Genomic DNA, 18070 nt, shown 5'->3' on the forward strand with positions numbered 1-18070 from the left:
AATCATGTAAAATTTATCCTATTAGAGAAAATTATGGAGGTTGCTTTGAATATTAAAGAAGAAGCCATTGAAACTGAAGGAGTTGTAAAAGAATCCCTTCCAAATACCATGTTTAGAGTAGAGCTTAAAAACAAGCACATTGTACTTGCCCATCTATCTGGCAAAATGCGAAAACATTTCATAAAAATAGTTCCTGGTGATAAAGTAAAAGTTGAACTATCTCCTTATGATCTTACAAAAGGTAGGATAGTATACAGGGAAAAATAAAATTAAACCCTTTTAAAAAATTTCAAGTGTTTTAAATATTATTTATTTTTTAAATCAAATCATCTTTTAAGGACACAACAAAATTCTTGTGAATCCAGCCTTGAAGCCCATAACTTGTTTCAATAAGAACAAAATCGTCTTTGCTGTCAAGAATATAAACACTTGCATTTCCTTTTAAAAATCTCCAACTCCTTGAAAAATTGTCAGGAACTTTATAAAGAGAAACTAAATCACCTTTAATTATTCCTACCTCAGATTGTTGCTCAGAATAAAAATAATATGTTTCAAATATAGTAAAACAAGTCGCAGAAAAAAGTAAAAATATAACTATTTTTTTCAAATTTTTTGCCAAAAATTTATAAGAAATAGACACAATTAAAAAATTAATCAAAAATAAGCTAATAATAAAAAAAATATTAGAAAAAATAAAACTATTGTTACGAACATTATCTGTAACCCCATTTTTAGCTTCAATCAAATCAATAACCTTGTAAGAAGCTTCATTATTTGGAGCAGCCAAAAATGCCTTATAAGCTGAATAAATAGCATCAAAATCTCTATCCATTTTACTTAAAACAAGAGCTCTATTTAACCAAAGTCCTGAATAATTTGGATATTTTTTAAGAATATTATCAATCTTGATAAGCGCAGCATCATAATTTTTAGTATTATAGTTTTCAATCAAATCATTTATATTTTTCTCTGACAATAAACCATCATTTACAGCATTTAAACTAATACCAACAGCCAATATTAAAATAACCAGTCCAAAACTTGATGCTACAAAAAATTTTTTATAGTTAATTAAAATGACTAAAGATAATAAAAATCCTGGAATCAAAAATAAATAATAGTATGAAACAAAAAATAAAAAAGTTTTATTTTTGTAATTCAAAATATCAACATAAGATAATAGTTTAAACTCAGAATCTACATTATTTTGTATTTTGTTTATATTATTAAACTCTCCTGAATATTCGTACTTCAATTTTTTCCCTTTAAGGGTATAAACTGTATCATTATCGGGATTTAAATAATTAAAATCACTAATATTTAAAAATACACTACCTTTAGTATCAGGTTTAACTGTATAAATTTGAGAAATACTACCCTTGTATCCGCTTTTAGAGGGCTTAAAATTATAATTTTTCTTTTGATTAAGAATTTTAGAATTATAAGTTTCAATCTCTGGAAAGTAAAAATGTGGGAAATTCCCTTGACCTGTAATTTTTATTAAAATAGTAAATATATCTTGCTTAATGATCGAATAATTCGGAGTCTCATAATCAATTCTAAACGTTCCTACCGCTAAAGATTTAACTTCCCCGGGAATCGGTTTAACTTTTAATAAAAGCTCAGGGGTATTTCTAACAAGGCCAGAATCAATATTAAAAGAAAAACTAGGAATCAAAACATTTTTTGAACCCTTAAGAGGAGTTAGCACAAAGTTATAAAAAGGTACATCTAAAATTTCTTTATTATGAAAAGTTCTATATTTAATATCCCCAAATATAGGCATCTTTTCAACCATTGCATCCTTAATAGCAGGCAAAAATCCAGACATTTCATTAGAATTGCTATCTGAAAGCCAATTTGAGCGCAAAACAAGCCCAATGCTTTGATATTCATAAACCTCTTTTTTATCAAGATCCCAATATAAATCAACCGGCAGCCCAAAAGAATTTATTTCATCCGCTCTTAGCACACTAACTTCAACTTCTGAAGATAGATAAAAATCACCCTTATAAATTACTTTTAATGGGGGAATCTTAATAAATCCCAAACTCTCAAAAAGATATTCAACTTTAATCTCAATAAAAGAAAAGTTATTATCTGTTGTTCTGGATATTGATAAAACATTGGAATTGGATTGAACTTCTTTGTTTATTTCAACTTTTAGCAAACTTATGTCAATATCTTGCAAAGGATTATTAAGCCTTACAATCTGAATAAATTTATCACCCTTTAAAACTTTAATATTTTTAATAAAATCAATACCCGTAAGCGAATAAAGTCTTGCGATTGAAAAAAAATAAATAAAAAATATTACCAATCTTCTTTTGGAACAACTAAATTCTCGTCTATTTTTCTCAACCATACAACCCTCTCAAGATTTTCAATATACCTTAAAAAATTTTCATTACTTTCAACAAAATTTTTACTTTTTTCTACACTTAAAGAATTCAAACTATCACGCACCGTTCGTTTTTTTATTATTGCAAGCTCAAGATTATATTTAGCATTATAACTGCCAGGATTAATCTTTAAAGCTTCCTTAAAAGCCATCTCGGCCTTATGATAAAGTCCTTGATTATAGTATATTATTCCCTCGTTATAATTGACATTAAAATTTAAAAAAACATCATCGGTCTTCTTTGCATAAGAGAATATTCTAAGAGAACTTTCATACTCACCTAAAGAATAATATACAACGCCAAGATTGTAATATCCCCAAGCAGAATATTTTTTATCATCTACAAGATTATAATAATTTGAAATTGCATTTTGATAATTTCCTCTAACATATTCATAATTGCCAATAGCCATTAAAGACATAGACTTGACATTTGAACAAGACAAAAAACCTAAACACAAAAAGCAAGAATATAAAACCGCTAAAAAGTTTCGTCCCACTTTATCATCCTGACAAATAAATACATAAAAATAAACAACAATGAAATAACCAAAAAAATTTTATATCTTGACACATCAACAAGTATAATGTCGTTTGACGTTCTTCTTATTATACCATTTCTTATATCATTGACAACAAAGTTAATCCCTTTTAAATACAGGTTATAATATGATCCCTTAAGAGAAGAGGCAAGAAGAAGTAAATTTTCTTCATTTAACCCGGTTTTAACAAGATTTCCATTTTTATCTTTAATGCTTAAATTTTGATTAAATAAAACGGGATTACTCCCGCCAATCCCAACCACAAAACTTTCCAACTTTAAATTATTGACAAATTTAGAAAACCTATAATAATTATTTTCTCCCCAATCATCACCATCTGTTAAAATAACTAAAAAATTATAATAAGAGTCATCCTGCACATTGGAGACTACACTAAAAACAGCATCTCCTAAAAAACTCCCAGGAGAGCTTATTAAATCAGGATCTATATAATTTAACATCTTATTTAAACTATTTTTATCCTTAGAAAAAGGTAAAGCCAATATAGACTTGCCTTTAAAAATAGTAAGAGAATATTCTGCATTCTCAAAATTACTTAAAATCAAACTAATCATATTTTTAGCGCTCTCAAGCCTATTAATAATTTTACCTTCATCCACACTTAACATACTACGAGAAATATCAAAAATAAAAGAAATTCTCAATTTACTTCTCTCATCCTCAACAGCTTTTTGTCCCCAAGAAATATCCAAAATGGATAAAATTAAAAAAATCAAGCTAAAAATAAAAAACATTGACATGAGAACTTTTTTAATGTAGTAATTTTGAATATAGGAATTGTCCCCATACATAAAGCTTAAGGTTTTAAAAAATGGAATATTTCGTCTAAAATCAAAAACACATACAAAAAAAATAAACAATAAAATTAAAAAAAAGTATAAAGCATTAAAATTATTTATACTCATAGTATCTCTTTTAAGAAAATTTTTGAAAAAATAAAATAAATAAGTAATAAGCAAAGCGCTAAAACTAAAAATTCTTTATAAATATCTTTATTGTCCACAGCTATTTTGATTTTTCTCTCTAAATTTTCCTTTTTTGAAAAATCTTGAATTGCAAATTGAAAAGAAAAATCATCATTAACCGAATAAAAAAGCCCCCCCGTTTTATTTGAAATCTCAACAAGCATACTAGGATCATAAACCTCTTTAAGACTTCCTTGATAAAATTTTCCAGATCTTAATTTGAAATCAACACTAAATTCCTCAGAACTTCCAATGCCAATAGAATAAATCTTAACATTTAAACCTTGAGCAAGATTGATCACTTGATCTTTATAAATCTCATCTGAATTAACAACCCCATCTGTTAAAACCACTATTGATCTTTTAAGAGCCTCAGAATGCTTTAAATGAGAAAGCGCAATAGAAATGCCCAATCCTAAAGCAGAGCCATTGCCAAGATCCATGATATAAATATCATCTAACTTTTTATTAAAAAACTCCCTATCCGTTGTTATGGGCACAACTATTGAAGCATCTTTTGCAAAAGCTACCAAACCAATATTATCATTTTCGCGTTGAGAAATAAAACTTCTAATCAATTCTTTTGAAAACTCAAGTCTATTCTTAGAAGAAAACTCAACGGCCCCCATACTAGGCGATATGTCAAGAACAATGACAATGTCAGCACCAGCACTAAGATGTATCAATTTCTTTTTTGAAACTGAAGGACCTGCTAGAGCAAACACCATAACCATTGCAGCTAAATATAAAAAAGAATAAGTAAAAAAATACATAAAATTTAATCTATAGTCCTTAAGTTTTAAAGAGTTAAAATTACCATAAAGCGATATTGGAAATTTTATCTTGCCCCCTCTATTTTTAAAAAAATGATTAAAATAAATTATTAAAGGAAAAATGACTAATAAAAACAAATATAAAGGCTCATTAAATGTTAACATTAGCACCTCTATTAAATTCTTCAAAATTAGATGCTGCAGTTCTTAAATCCTCTAAAACAAACGACAAACTATCAAATACTAAATCAACACCACTAAATTTACTAAAATCAGAAAGTCTTAACGTATTAATAAAAATTGAACGAATCTCATAAGGTACCTTAAGATCTTGCAAAATTACAGAAATTTCTGTTGTAGTAATCGCATTAAAATCAAAGCCGGTTTTCTTAGATAAATAAACTCTTAAAGAAGAATTTATTAAATTATAAAATGCACTCTGATCTCCGCCCTCTCTAACGTATTTAGATAAAATAACAAACTGCCTCTGCAATACTTTGTAAGGCTTTCTAAGTCTGTGCTTAACTATCAAGTAAATCAAAAGCCGATTTAAAAGTTTTAAAAGTTTAATAATCAAATAAGGAATCAAAAACAAAACAAGAATAAATAAAAATAAATAGGTGCTTGTCCCAGGAATAAATAAAACGCCTTCTATATTTTTAATTTTAAAATCAGAATTATTAGATACTAGTTTATCTGTATTAATTTTTATATTCTTTAGAATAATCTTGTTTCTCTTGCCACTACTAATTACATCCCCAATATAAATAGAAGGAAGAGAACTGCTTCCAATATAAAAAGAAACAAAATTAACTATTATTTCATTTGTTGTGTCATTAAAACTAATCGAATTTACTTCAACAAATTCATCTTTAATATTAATATCTTTAAAATCTACAGGAAAAAACTCTTCACCATTATTTAAAATTAATGAAACTTTAAAATCAACAGAATCACCCACATAATAACGAGTTGGCATAAATATTTCATTTTTTATTTCATAAGAATACAAAGATAGGGTTAAAAAAAGAAAAAGATTTGAAATAACTCTCTTCAAAATCTATTGTCCCTTTTTAAGAAGAATTTTAAGTTTTTTAAAAACATCTTCTTTAGTATCAATCTCAATAAAATTAATATTTTTTTTAATACATTCTTTTTTCCATTTTATTTTATCAAGCGTCCAATAGTTTTTATAACCACTTAATGTTGATTTGCTAAACCCTGAAACTAAAAAATTTTCTCCAGTTTCAATATCTTCACAAATCAAAGTCCCAATTTTAGGAAAATTTTCATCAAAAAAATCTGAAATTCTTATAGCAATAACATTGTGTCTCTTGCTCAAAACATTTAAAGATTTAAAATAAGCATTTGCCTTAAAATCAGAAATAATTATAACTAAAGATCTTTTTTTATAATATTCTGCTGTATTTTTAAAAATATAAGCCAAGCTGCTACCCGGCTTAAGATTTCTATTAACCGTTTCACTTAATATCAATCCCAAGTGCGAATGACCCTTGCTAGAGGGTATAAACTTGTCTGTTCCACTTGAAAAAAAAGTAACTCCTATTTTATCATTATTAAAAAATGCCATATGCGCAAAAATGGAAACCAACAAATCTTGAACATCCTTTTTATTTACCTTGTTTCCCAAGCTCATGGAAAGTGAATTATCAACAAGAAGATGAAGATTCATTCCCCTATCTTCTTTGAAAACCTTTGAAAAAATGCTATCGGCTTTTGAGCTCACATTCCAATCAATAAATCTAGCATCATCAGAATCTTCATACGGCCTAAATTCATGAAATTCAAGACCAAGACCTTTAAAAATTGAACGATAACCACCAAAATTAAGCTCTGAAAGCATTTTTCTTGAAAAGAACTTTAAAGCTTTTATTCTAGTTTTAGTACTACTACTTATCTCATTATCTTGCATCATTTCAAAATTATTCCCTAAGGAAGCGCTACAGCAGAAAGAAGCATTCTAATAATATCATCAATGCTCATTTCCTCTACCTCTGCCTCATAAGATGGTGTAATTCTGTGCCTTAATACGCTGTGGGCAACGGCTTTGACATCTTCTGGCAGAACAAATATTCGCCCCTCATAAAGAGCATTAACTCGAGCACACTTTAATAAACTAAGAGAAGCCCTGGGAGATGCGCCAAATTCAATATATTTGGCAAACGGATAAGTTTTTTTATCTCTCTCGCGAGATGCTGAGATTAAAGTAACAATATAAAGCATTATTTTATCATCAACTTTTACTCTACCAACCGTTCTCTTAATATCAGCCAAAGAATAAGCATTCATCACCTTTGCAACTTTAATATTCTCAAGGCGCCCATCTACTGAAAATATTTTCAAAAGCCTTACTTCGTCCTGCACTGATGGATAATGAACATTAACTTTTAATAAAAATCTATCAAGTTGGGATTCTGGCAAATTATAAGTTCCCTCTTGCTCTATTGGATTTTGAGTAGCAAGAACAAAAAACGGATCTGGGAGTCTGTGGGTTTCGTCTCCAAGAGTAACTTGTCTTTCTCCCATAGCCTCAAGAAGAGCAGACTGAACTTTTGCAGGAGCCCTATTGATCTCATCTGCTAAAATAACATTTGAAAACACTGGACCTTTTCTAACCTTAAAAGTGCCTGTAGCACTTTTATAAACCATATTACCAGTAAGGTCGGATGGTAAAAGATCTGGGGTAAACTGTATGCGCTTAAATTCAAGATCAAGAACATCAGATACGGTTTGAATTGCAAGAGTCTTGGCAAGCCCCGGAACCCCTTCAAGCAAAACATGCCCATCTGTTAAAAGACCCATTAAAATAGCATCTATCATTTCTTTTTGACCAAGAACCCTGCTTGCAACTTCTCTTCTAAATTTATTTATCAAATGTAACGCATTCTCTACTTCCGAATCTATCTGAAAACTACTCTTCATAATACTCCTAGTCAAAACAACTCTAAAATATAAATTGAACTAAAACGATAATAATATTATCTGTAAAGCAAAACCAAATTTCTGTCTACTCTTAATTTTGAATTTAAAGACTTTATTTCTATTTTGCTAAATAAATCTTTAATCTGATTGACTTCAAGGTTAATTCTATCAAATTTACCCTTATATGCCATAATCAATCCCCCACTCTTTAAAAGATTCTTTAAAATTAATGCATATTCATTCATACTTCTAAAAGCTCTAATTGTAATAAATTCATACTTCTTTTTTTCTCTTTCAATTTCATATTCTAAAATTTTTACATTTTCTAAATCAAGTTCTAATTTCATCATTTTCAAAAAAGTAGACTTTTTTTTACTTCTCTCTAAAAGATAATATTTCCTAGAAGTATCAAAAATAGACAAAACAATACCCGGAAATCCAGCACCGCTTCCAACGTCAAGAATTTCAGAAGGATTAATCTCTTTAACAGTAGGCAATCCCAAAAGAGAATCTATAACATGTAAATTAAGAATAGAGCTAAAATTGCTATTACTATTTGAAATTAAATTGAATCTTGTATTTAAAAGCAAAATTCTCTTTATATATAAATTTATTTTCTCAAGATCTTTGTAAACAAACTGCAAATTATGTTCTGACAAAGCAAATTCAATATCACTTATCATAAAGAAAAATTTATAACTACCTTATTTTTAGGATTTGAAAAATATATTAACAAAACAGTAATATCTGTACTTCTTATTCCAGGAATTCGACTTGCTTGAGCAAGAGTAGCTGGCTGAACCTTGGAAAATTTCTCTCTGGCTTCCCTTGAAAGACCTTCAATAATCTCATAATTAAAATCAAATGGAAGTTTGACAAATTCTAGATTATCAAGTTTTTTAATCAAATCTTTTTGTCTATTAATATAACCTTCATATTTAACATCTAATTCAACCTGCTCCAAAATTACTTTTGAATCACTTAAACTTGGATCAATCTTTATAAGATTATCCAAACTAATAGAAGGATCTTTTAAAATATGGTAAAAATCTTTACTAACATGTTTTTTTAATTGTTCATCAACAACATCTTTTAAGCTAAGACGCCTTTGCTTTAAAAGCTCCTTTATCTCTTCAACTCGCCTTTCTTTAAAAAGATATCTTGAATATCTCTCCTCATCAACAAGCCCAAGATCATATCCAATCTTAATCAAACGCTTGTCGCTAGTATCGTGCCTTAAATTAAGTCTGTGCTCAGCTCTAGAGGTAAACATTCTGTAAGGTTCTTTAGTGCCTTTGGTAACAAGATCGTCAATAAGAACTCCAATATAAGAACTGGTTCTTGTTAAAATCATTGGCTTTTTATTTTGAAGTTTAAGAGCAGCATTAATTCCAGCCATTAACCCTTGAGCTGCCGCTTCTTCATATCCTGAAGAACCGTTGGTCTGCCCTGCTATAAAAAGTCCTTTGACTCTTTTACTCTCAAGATTTGGGTAAAGTTCAATTGGATTTATATAATCATACTCAACGGCATAACCAGGCCTTGTAATAACAGCATGCTCAAGACCTTCAATACTGTTAATCAATTTTTGCTGAACATCTTCAGGCAAAGAAGAGCTAAGCCCATTAAGATACATTTCTTCGGTATTAAACCCTTCAGGCTCAATAAAAATTTGATGCCTATCTCTATCTTTGAATTTTACTATTTTATCCTCAATAGAAGGACAATATCTTGGACCATTTCCCACAATCTCACCAGAATAAAGGGGTGACAGATGCATATTCTTGCTAATTATTTCGTGAGTTTTTTTATTAGTATAAGTTACATAACATGAAAGTTGAGATTTGTCTAACTTACCATTTGAAAAAGAAAAGGGGATAATGTCTGAATCTCCAAATTGAACCTCGGTCTTTGAAAAATCCACACTTTTTTTATGAATTCTTGCTGGAGTACCAGTTTTAAGCCTGCCCATTTCAAATCCAAGGCTTAGCAAAGTTTTATCAAGCCCATAAGCAGAAAATTCAGCAAGCCTGCCCATATCAGCTCTATACTCCCCAATAAATATTTTACCTCGAAGAAACGTCCCTGTTGTAAGCACAACAACGCTTGATCTAAACTTATTGCCTCTCTCTGTAACAACACCTTCAATTTCATTTCTCATAGAATTAAGAATAAAATCAACAACTGTATCTTGGAAAAGATCAAGATTGTCTTGACGTTCTAAAGTTTCTTTGGCCTTGGTTTGGTACATTAATTTATCAGCTTGAGCACGCGGAGCTTGAACTGCAGGACCACGACTTTTGTTTAAAACTCTAAACTGAATCATGCTAAAGTCAATAATACGGCCCATTTCACCACCAAGAGCATCAATTTCTCTAACCATATTGCCCTTAGCAAGCCCACCAATAGCAGGATTACAAGAAAGCTTGCCTATTGTGTCTAAATTTTGAGTAATCATTAAAGTTTTAAAATTTAATCTTGAAAGAGCAAGAGCGGCTTCAATCCCTGCATGCCCCCCTCCAATAACAATTGCGTCAAAGTCCATATTTATTTCCCCAAACAAAAATTCTTAAACATATTGTCAAGAACATCTTCACTGCTAACTTCTCCTGTTATTTCCCCTAAACAGTTGATAATTTCATAAGCATCAAATGCCAACATATCATAACTTACTTGGCGATCAATTTTACTCAATAAATCTAAAATCAAAGCATACGCTTTCTCTAAAAGTTGCATCTGACGACTTGACGATATTATTATATCATCAAGTCCAATCTCCACCCTCTCGTAAGAGATTAAAGCCTTTATTTTGTCATAAAGAATATCTATTCCTTCTAAATTTTTAGTACTAATCATTATTAAATTTGAAGAATTTAAAACCTTTGAGCGAACAAATTCTTCAATGGATTTATTTATCTTTAAATCTATCTTATTTAAAACGAACAATATTTTACTATTAGATTTATTTGAATCAATAAATGAAAAATCATCTCTTGTTAAATTTGAACTAACATCGATCACATAAATCACTAAAGAAGCTTCCTTTATTAAAGAATTACTTTTTTCAATTCCTAATCTCTCAACAAAATTATTAGCATCTCTGAGTCCTGCTGTATCAAAAAGATTAAATAAAATGCCATCAAGCTCAAAACTTGCTTCAATATAATCTCTTGTAGTGCCTGGATATGAAGAGACAATTGATCTATCTTTTTTGAGAAACAAATTAAATAACGAAGACTTTCCAGCATTAACAGAGCCTGCTAAAACCAAAGTAACACCGCGATCAATTTTTTCATAAACCTTATAAGAGTTAATTAATTTTTTAAGTTCGGCTTTGCTACTTAAAATTAAATTAAAAGGAATGCTAATCTCATGATCATCAACCTCGTAATCAAGATAAACACTAACGGCCGATAGAAAATTTAAAATACATTTTTTTATTGTATCTATCTTAACAAACAAAGCACCAGAAAGTTTATTAACTGCAAGAGAATAAGTTTTATTAGTCTTGGCAAAAATAATCTCATGAATTGCTTCTGCCTTTGTAAGATCAATTTTCTTAGCAAGAAATGCCCGTAAAGTAAATTCACCAGGCTCAGCCATTCTAAACCCACTTTTTAAAAACAAATCTATAATCTTTTTAATCCCAATCACAGAGCCATGCGCCATAACTTCAACAGCATCTTGCCCTGTAAAGCTCTTTGGTGCTCGATACAAACAAACAACAACTTCATCTACCTTGCAATCATTTTCATTATCTAATATATAACCGTAATGAATCGTATTCCCAGATGCCGAATTGAGAGCTGAAGGATTTGAAAAGATTTTAGAAAATTTAGATATAGAAGAAGCGCCGCTGCTACGAATAACACATAAAGCACTACTTAAAAAAGGAGTTGCAAGAGCTACAATATCATCATCTCTCTCAAAAAACTTACTCATACCTTAATGTATTATAACACAATAAAAAAGACAAAATTGATTTGTAAATATGTTTATAATAGCTTATAATTAATTTTATAAAAATGAAAACAAAACTTGAAATTGAACTAAAAGAAGTTTTAAAAAAAGAACTTCTCTTGGTAGAAGAAATATATAATTCATACTTAAAAATAAAAGAAAATATCGATAATAAAAATGAAATGGGGCTTAAAGAGGTCTCAAACAAAACAAAAATATTACTTGAAAGTTTTAAAGAAATTGAAAGCAAAAGAGACGAAATTTGGAAAAAATTCACCAAAAATGAAAACTTTAAGTCAACTTATGAAGCTGTAGAAAAATTAACTACAATTTACAAACAAGAAATATACGACTATCTGCACAAATTGAAAATTGGAATACTGAATATCAAAAATTTAAATTACATAATACAAAACTATGTAAACACATCCCTTGACATGTTAGCAATAATATTTCAAGATATCCAAGAAAGCGTAGAAAATGTAACTTACAAAAACCCTTACGGGCCAAAACTTGGACGCTCAAACGAAGCTTCCGTTTTAATAAATAAAAAACTTTAAAGGAGTTTAGAGTGGATTCAACATTTTCAGGAATAGAAATTGGAAAAAGAAGTTTATTTGCACATAAAGATGCTATGAATACAGTTGGACACAATCTATCCAATGCTACAAAACCTGGATATTCAAGGCAAAGAGTAACAATGAAAACCGAAATTCCTCTTTATGCTCCACAATTAAACAGAGCCAAAAAGCAAGGACAATTGGGCCAGGGAATCGTGGTTCAGTCTATAGACAGAGTAAAAGATGAACTACTTAACACAAGAATCATTGAAGAATCACACCGACTAGGATACTGGGATTCGCAAGACAAGTTTATATCAATGCTAGAAGATGTTTATAACGAACCTGAGGATCAATCAATAAGAAAAAGATTAAATGATTTTTGGGAAAGTTGGCACGACCTAGCAAATCAACCACAAGGCCTAGCAGAAAGAAAAATAATTCTGGAAAGAGGCAAATCTTTTTGCGAGGGAATAAGAAATAGATTCCATTCGCTTGAAAGAATTTACATAATGGCAAACGATGAAATAAAAATTACAACAGATGAGGCAAATAATTACATTAGAAACATTGCAAATCTTAATAAACAAATTTCAAAGTCCCAAGCAATGAAAGACAATCCAAATGATTTAATGGATGCAAGAGACTTAATGGTTGAAAAATTAGGCAATTTAATAAGTGTGTCAATTGAAAACAAACAAGATCCAAATGAATTTTTAATCCATTCAGAAGGAAGACACCTCGTACAAGGTTCAATTGCAAATGAATTTAAACTAGAAGCTACAAACGGGCCCACCAGAACTAGATGGAACATTTTATGGGCAAATAATGACAAAGCTTACCTTAAAACAGGAAAGTTGGGATCTTTGCTTAACATAAGAGATGAAGAGATTAAAAATGAAATCGGTGAACTAAATAATATGGCTGCCAACATTATAGAGATTGTTAACGAAATACATGAAGCAGGACACGGAATGGACAAAAAAAATGGAAGGGGCTTTTTTTCTCAAGAACTAAAACTAACTGATGATCGAGGCAGATATGATACTAACGGAAATGGCCAGTTTGATTCCGTTCATATTTTCAAAATTAACAGCACAAACGAAATATTTCCAGAAGAAAAATTGGGATTTTACGGAACTCTTAAATTTGAGGCTACAAATAGCAATGAAATTGTAGAAATAACTTACAATGCTCCAGATACAGTTCAAGATGTAATAAATAGAATAAATAATTCCAACGCACAAGTTACAGCAAGAATTAACTCAGAAGGTAAACTTGAAATCAAAGCGGTTAAAGAACAAGAAGATGAAAACATAACATTTAAAATTAAACACATAGAAGATTCTGGATTATTTCTAACAAAATATACGGGAATATTAAATGCATCTGGACCTGAGGGGGCCTATGATTACAAAAATATTGACACAACAGACAAATTAGCACCCAAATCAACTTATTCAATCTCACCTCTAAAAAATCCTGCAGCATGGATAAAAGTTGCAGACATAATAGACTCAGATCCATCAAAAATAGCATCAGGAATTAAAAATCCAACGAATGAAATATCTATTGGAGATAACCAAGCAGCATTGAGAATCTCCTCTTTTGGAAATTCTCAAATTATGATTGGCAAAAATTTAACACTAAATGATTACTTTGCAAATACAGCATCAAATATAGCAATAAAAGGGCAAGTTTCAGAAATCACAAAAGAAAGCCAATCTCAAATATTAAAAGATTTAACAGATCTAAGAATGTCTATTTCTGGGGTAAACAAAGATGAAGAACTTGCAAACATGATCGAATTTCAACAAGCATTTATTGCAGCAAGTAAATTTATCACTGTTTCTGTTGAACTAATAGACACAGTAATAAATAAAATGGGAGTATAAGAATGATAAATAGAGTAAGTCATCCATTAACATATGAAAATTTCAAAACCTCTACAGCAGAGCAAGAGTCTAAAATTACAAAAATTTTAGAAAACTTATATAAAGGCGGCAAAAGGATTGTAAAACTAAGAAACGATCCAACAGGCGTTACTCACGCAATAAGGCTAGATAACGACATATTTAAGCTTAATGTATACATAAAAAATATTAGTACTTCTAAGGGCAAACTAAGGTATACAGAAGGATATTTACAATCTCTTACAAATATTTTAACACGAGCTAAAGAAATTGCAATTCAGGGAGCAAGCGGAACTTATGAGTCAGATGACAAAAAAATGATATCAAAAGAAGTAAACGCTTTGCTTGAAGATGTTGTTGCAATAGCAAACGCTAAGGGGCCTGATGGATACAGCATATTCTCGGGGACCAAAATTGATAGCGAAGCGTTTAAAGTAACCAGAGAGAACAAAATAAGCAAAACAAGCAAAGACGGCGCAGGCCCTCAAATAATCAAAGTAGAATACAACGGCAACCAAGCTGAAAAAAAAACAGAGGTATACAATGACATTCATATGTCAAATAATTATCCTGGGAATGTAATATTTTTCTTACAAAACCAAAATATTATCTCATCAATAAATACTAATGGATTTGCCGTAAAAGAAAATGCAAAAATTTATATTGACAATGTTGAGATAGGACTAACAGCCGGAGATACTGCACTTGACATTGTTGCAAAAATCAATGAATCTTCAGCACCTGTTGAAGCAAGCATTGATCCGGTTTTAAACTCATTGTCTATTAAAACTACAACTCCACACCAAATTTGGATAACAGAAGAAAAAGACTCAAATGTTTTACAAACACTTGGAATACTTACCAAAAACAATGATACCAAACTGCCTCCTTACAACCTTTCTAGCAGCACAGAGGTAAGAAGCAGGTCTATTTTCGATGCGCTTATTGAGCTTAGAGACACACTTTACAATAACAAAGAAGAGCTTGTTGGAAGCAGAAGTCTAGCAGAAATTGACGAGAGCTTAAAAAGACTACTTATATCCGTTGCGGATCTTGGAGCAAAAGAAAATAGACTTGATAGAAGCTACGAAAGAATAAGTAAAGAGGCTGCGGATATGAAAGAAGATATGGTTCAATACACAGATCTTGATGTAACAAAAGCAATAACTAATTTAAATATGGCAAGCTTAGTTTATCAAGTATCTATAGGAATCTCTGCTAAAATAATGCAAACAACTTTATTGGATTTTATAAAATAAAATGATCGATGAAAAAAGTATAGAATTTGATTTTCCAGAAGGAATACTTGGATTTGAAAACATTAAAAAATTTATAATAAAAGACTCTAAGTATAAGCCTTTTTCTATCATGCAATCCATCAATAAAGACGTAAGTTTTTTGGTAACATCTCCTTTTAATTTTTTAAGCGAATACTTGCCAAGTATCGAGGAAAAAGATTGGTCAGATATTAAAGCAAAAGCAGAAGATGAAAAAGTTATACTATGTATAATTAATATGCATGTCAATGATTATAAAGACATTACAGCTAATCTAAAAGCACCAATCATAATAAACAAAAAAAAATTACTTGGAAAACAAGCTATCTGCACAAATGAAAATTACTCACTGCACCATAAAGTTTTCAAGGAATAAAGATGCTGGTATTGTCAAGAAAAGTAAATGAAAGTATTAAAATAAACTCTGACATTGAAGTTTTAATATTAGAGATAAAAAAGGATACTGTTAAAATAGCAATTAAAGCCCCTGAAAACATTAAAATATTTAGATCTGAAATTTATGAATTTATTATAGAAGAAAATAAAAAATCACTACTAAAAGATAAGCATAATATAAGCAAAATTAAAAGCCTATTCAATCATTATTTCAAGAATGAAAATTAATCTCTGCATCACTTTGTCTTATGTAAAGAGGTCCTGACAAAATATCATCACTTTTGCAATTTTTTAAATATTTAGCTATCCCAAGTTCTGTCAAAATTTTTCCAAACGAACTTAAATTTTCAATGATTTTAAATTTATAATTGGACTCTTTGGAAACATTCTCAAGATTGTTCCCAATAAGCACTGAATTTGGATCAATCTGATTCAAATAAGAAAACAAATCTTCCTTAGAAAAACACAAAATCTTCCCCATCAATTCGCAATTTTTATAATGCCCAAGAAAATATTTACCTGCGGTAAAAGTTAATACAATTACACTAGGACTGTTTTTAACTAAATTTGCAAAAACATCTAATGTGGAAATATTGACAAAAGGAACAGAAAGACCCAAAGCAAGACCTTTGACAAAACTTAAACTAATTCTAAGGCCAGTAAAAGAACCAGGACCACAAGAATTTATAATTAATTCAATTTGATTAAGATCTATATTATTTTTAATTATAAAATCATTGAAAATTTTTGGAACACTAAAATTAAAATTTGATTTAAGTTTAACCAATGAATAATTTTTATTATTAATTCTAAAATAAACTATTAATGCTTTATATGAATATTCAAATGCAAGCGTATTAATCATTAAATTCTAAAACCCTGCCTGAATCGACTATTTTAAAAGTTAAAGAAAATAATCTGTCTTTTGGAACAATGCTCAAAGCAATTTGTGGCCATTCAATAGCAATAATTGAGTCAAGATCCATAAGTATTTCTAATCCCCCAACAAGCTCAAATTCTTCTAAAGAAAACACCCGATATAAATCAATATGATAGAATTTAAAATCTACAAAATCATAAACATTAACAATATTATAAGTTGGACTTGTAAAATAAGAAATTCCAAGGTTAAGCGCAAGTCCCTTTAAAAAACTAGTTTTTCCAGATCCCATATCACCACTTAAAGCAAATATTTTACCAATTGGTAAAGGATAAAAAAAAGATTTGGAAAAATTTATCATTTTTTTTTCTGATTTAAATTCTAAAATCAAGGAAGCTTACCTTTAAACTCCAAATCAATTACATGCCTTTTAATTGCAACCATTAGCTTTAAAACAGGATAATTTAAAAAATCTATAAAATCAATAGTTACATGCTTTTTTCCTAAGGGTGTAGCCTCAATTACAAATTTGACTTTTTTGATTTCCAAGATGTCATTATACTTATAAACAACATCAGCAAAATATACATTTCTATAGTGTATAAAGCTCTCTTGCTTTTCAATATTATTAAGAGAAATAAGCTGCACAATAATAATCCTTAAAATAAATTAAACTCCCAAAAAGCCAACATAAGAACATTTTTATTTAGCGCTATTTTTCAAGGCGGAATTTTTATTCTTAACCTCTGAATTGCTTTTGGCTATCATTGACTAAAAATCTTCAAATTCCTAAATTTTATGAGATGTCGCAAAAAAATAACTCTAATTCTTAAAATTAAACCTCCCAGGAGTTTTGATTTTTCATCTTCTTATTTCTAAAACAATTTTTTTAAAAGCTTCAACATCTTCAATCGCCAAATTAGACAAAATTTTTCTATTAATTTTTATATTAGACTTCAATAAACCCTCAATAAATCTTGAATAATTAACCCCAGTATCACTTAAAGCAGCCGAAATTCTTGAAATCCACAAGCGTCTAAAATCTCTTTTTCTAACCTTTCTATCTCTTGTAGCATACATCATACCCTTTCTTAAGGTATCCTTAGCTTTTTTATAATTACTCTTTTTTGTACCCCAAAACCCTTTTGTTTTTTTTAAAATTCTCTTACGCCTTGCAACGTGCACTGTTCCGTTTTTAGCTCTAGCCATATCTGTCTCCTAAAATTATTTTAACCATAAGGTAATAAAGTTTTAATTCTTTTAGCTTCAAAAGAAGAAAGATTGCCTGATTTTCTTAAATTTCTCTTGCGCTTAGAAGATTTTTTTGTCAAAATATGCCTTAAATTTTGTTTTTTATACTTAACTTTACCATTTACAGTAAAAGAATACCTTTTTTTTGCACTTTTACGTGTTTTCATTTTATTTGCCATTTCATCCCC

At 29.6% G+C, this 18070-nt stretch carries 21 protein-coding genes; 6 read left to right on the forward strand and 15 right to left on the reverse strand.

The genetic code is table 11. The annotated features are described in order from the left end of the window. The first annotated feature begins 45 nt into the window (after positions 1-45). On the forward strand, positions 46-267 hold the full coding sequence (gene infA, locus BBIDN127_RS00810; RefSeq protein ID WP_006433515.1) for a translation initiation factor IF-1: 222 nt from the start codon (positions 46-48) through the stop codon (positions 265-267). A 49-nt stretch (positions 268-316) separates the two neighbouring features. Here infA and BBIDN127_RS00815 read toward each other — a convergent pair whose 3' ends face one another. From BBIDN127_RS00815 to mnmE, 10 genes are read right to left on the reverse strand one after another with little or no spacing between them, the layout of a single operon-like run. Then, positions 317-2320: an SH3 domain-containing protein gene (locus BBIDN127_RS00815; RefSeq protein ID WP_014023423.1), complete on the reverse strand. Its 2004-nt coding sequence runs from the start codon at positions 2318-2320 to the stop codon at positions 317-319. Further along, complete coding sequence (locus BBIDN127_RS00820; protein WP_044054929.1) at positions 2314-2901, reverse strand: tetratricopeptide repeat protein; 588 nt, start codon at positions 2899-2901, stop codon at positions 2314-2316. The genes BBIDN127_RS00815 and BBIDN127_RS00820 overlap by 7 nt, the downstream gene beginning before the upstream one ends. After that, entirely contained in the window at positions 2883-3869 is a 987-nt protein-coding gene (locus tag BBIDN127_RS00825; protein WP_014023425.1) for a vWA domain-containing protein, read from the reverse strand. Before BBIDN127_RS00825 ends, BBIDN127_RS00820 begins: the two co-directional genes overlap by 19 nt. Next, positions 3866-4867, reverse strand: coding sequence for a vWA domain-containing protein (locus BBIDN127_RS00830; RefSeq protein ID WP_014023426.1), 1002 nt, complete (start codon positions 4865-4867; stop codon positions 3866-3868). The genes BBIDN127_RS00825 and BBIDN127_RS00830 overlap by 4 nt, the downstream gene beginning before the upstream one ends. Beyond that, positions 4854-5759, reverse strand: a complete 906-nt coding sequence (locus BBIDN127_RS00835; protein ID WP_014023427.1) for a hypothetical protein — start codon at positions 5757-5759, stop codon at positions 4854-4856. The genes BBIDN127_RS00830 and BBIDN127_RS00835 overlap by 14 nt, the downstream gene beginning before the upstream one ends. Positions 5760-5762: 3 nt before the next feature. After that, positions 5763-6638 carry a DUF58 domain-containing protein gene (locus BBIDN127_RS00840; RefSeq protein WP_014023428.1) on the reverse strand — a complete coding sequence of 292 codons (876 nt, stop codon included), beginning with the start codon at positions 6636-6638 and terminating at the stop codon, positions 5763-5765. A gap of 14 nt (positions 6639-6652) precedes the next feature. Then, complete coding sequence (locus BBIDN127_RS00845) at positions 6653-7645, reverse strand: AAA family ATPase (protein WP_044054930.1); 993 nt, start codon at positions 7643-7645, stop codon at positions 6653-6655. A 56-nt stretch (positions 7646-7701) separates the two neighbouring features. Beyond that, complete coding sequence (rsmG, locus tag BBIDN127_RS00850; protein WP_014023430.1) at positions 7702-8328, reverse strand: 16S rRNA (guanine(527)-N(7))-methyltransferase RsmG; 627 nt, start codon at positions 8326-8328, stop codon at positions 7702-7704. After that, positions 8325-10190, reverse strand: a complete 1866-nt coding sequence (mnmG, locus tag BBIDN127_RS00855) for a tRNA uridine-5-carboxymethylaminomethyl(34) synthesis enzyme MnmG (protein ID WP_014023431.1) — start codon at positions 10188-10190, stop codon at positions 8325-8327. The genes rsmG and mnmG overlap by 4 nt, the downstream gene beginning before the upstream one ends. A 2-nt stretch (positions 10191-10192) precedes the next feature. Beyond that, the gene (gene mnmE / locus BBIDN127_RS00860) at positions 10193-11587 is read right to left on the reverse strand and encodes a tRNA uridine-5-carboxymethylaminomethyl(34) synthesis GTPase MnmE (protein ID WP_014023432.1); all 1395 of its coding nucleotides are present in this window, start codon (positions 11585-11587) and stop codon (positions 10193-10195) included. A gap of 83 nt (positions 11588-11670) precedes the next feature. Between mnmE and BBIDN127_RS00865 the strand changes: the two genes are divergently transcribed. From BBIDN127_RS00865 to csrA, 5 genes are read left to right on the forward strand one after another with little or no spacing between them, the layout of a single operon-like run. Next, the gene (locus tag BBIDN127_RS00865) at positions 11671-12165 is read left to right on the forward strand and encodes a hypothetical protein (RefSeq protein ID WP_014023433.1); all 495 of its coding nucleotides are present in this window, start codon (positions 11671-11673) and stop codon (positions 12163-12165) included. An 11-nt stretch (positions 12166-12176) separates the two neighbouring features. After that, positions 12177-14060 (forward strand): flagellar hook-associated protein FlgK, encoded by a 1884-nt coding sequence (gene flgK / locus BBIDN127_RS00870; protein WP_014023434.1) that lies wholly within the window; start codon positions 12177-12179, stop codon positions 14058-14060. A 2-nt stretch (positions 14061-14062) separates the two neighbouring features. Then, positions 14063-15337, forward strand: a complete 1275-nt coding sequence (locus BBIDN127_RS00875) for a flagellar hook-associated protein 3 (RefSeq protein WP_014023435.1) — start codon at positions 14063-14065, stop codon at positions 15335-15337. Position 15338: 1 nt separating this feature from the next. Beyond that, a complete protein-coding gene (gene fliW / locus BBIDN127_RS00880) occupies positions 15339-15731 on the forward strand; it encodes a flagellar assembly protein FliW (protein WP_014023436.1) in 393 nt (130 codons plus the stop codon). Positions 15732-15733: 2 nt separating this feature from the next. After that, the gene (csrA, locus tag BBIDN127_RS00885; protein WP_014023437.1) at positions 15734-15979 is read left to right on the forward strand and encodes a carbon storage regulator CsrA; all 246 of its coding nucleotides are present in this window, start codon (positions 15734-15736) and stop codon (positions 15977-15979) included. Here csrA and tsaB read toward each other — a convergent pair. The 5 genes from tsaB to rpmI form a co-directional block, all read right to left on the reverse strand. Beyond that, a complete protein-coding gene (gene tsaB / locus BBIDN127_RS00890; protein ID WP_014023438.1) occupies positions 15963-16616 on the reverse strand; it encodes a tRNA (adenosine(37)-N6)-threonylcarbamoyltransferase complex dimerization subunit type 1 TsaB in 654 nt (217 codons plus the stop codon). The two genes, csrA and tsaB, sit on opposite strands and share 17 nt — an antisense overlap. Continuing rightward, positions 16609-17022 carry a tRNA (adenosine(37)-N6)-threonylcarbamoyltransferase complex ATPase subunit type 1 TsaE gene (tsaE, locus tag BBIDN127_RS00895; RefSeq protein ID WP_014023439.1) on the reverse strand — a complete coding sequence of 138 codons (414 nt, stop codon included), beginning with the start codon at positions 17020-17022 and terminating at the stop codon, positions 16609-16611. Before tsaE ends, tsaB begins: the two co-directional genes overlap by 8 nt. Beyond that, a complete protein-coding gene (locus BBIDN127_RS00900; protein ID WP_014023440.1) occupies positions 17019-17279 on the reverse strand; it encodes a hypothetical protein in 261 nt (86 codons plus the stop codon). The genes tsaE and BBIDN127_RS00900 overlap by 4 nt, the downstream gene beginning before the upstream one ends. A gap of 213 nt (positions 17280-17492) precedes the next feature. Then, the gene (rplT, locus tag BBIDN127_RS00905; protein ID WP_014023441.1) at positions 17493-17840 is read right to left on the reverse strand and encodes a 50S ribosomal protein L20; all 348 of its coding nucleotides are present in this window, start codon (positions 17838-17840) and stop codon (positions 17493-17495) included. A 20-nt stretch (positions 17841-17860) separates the two neighbouring features. Then, positions 17861-18061 (reverse strand): 50S ribosomal protein L35, encoded by a 201-nt coding sequence (rpmI, locus tag BBIDN127_RS00910; protein ID WP_014023442.1) that lies wholly within the window; start codon positions 18059-18061, stop codon positions 17861-17863. Positions 18062-18070: the final 9 nt, after the last annotated feature.

Source organism: Borreliella bissettiae DN127, assembly GCF_000222305.1.
Lineage (GTDB): Bacteria > Spirochaetota > Spirochaetia > Borreliales > Borreliaceae > Borreliella > Borreliella carolinensis.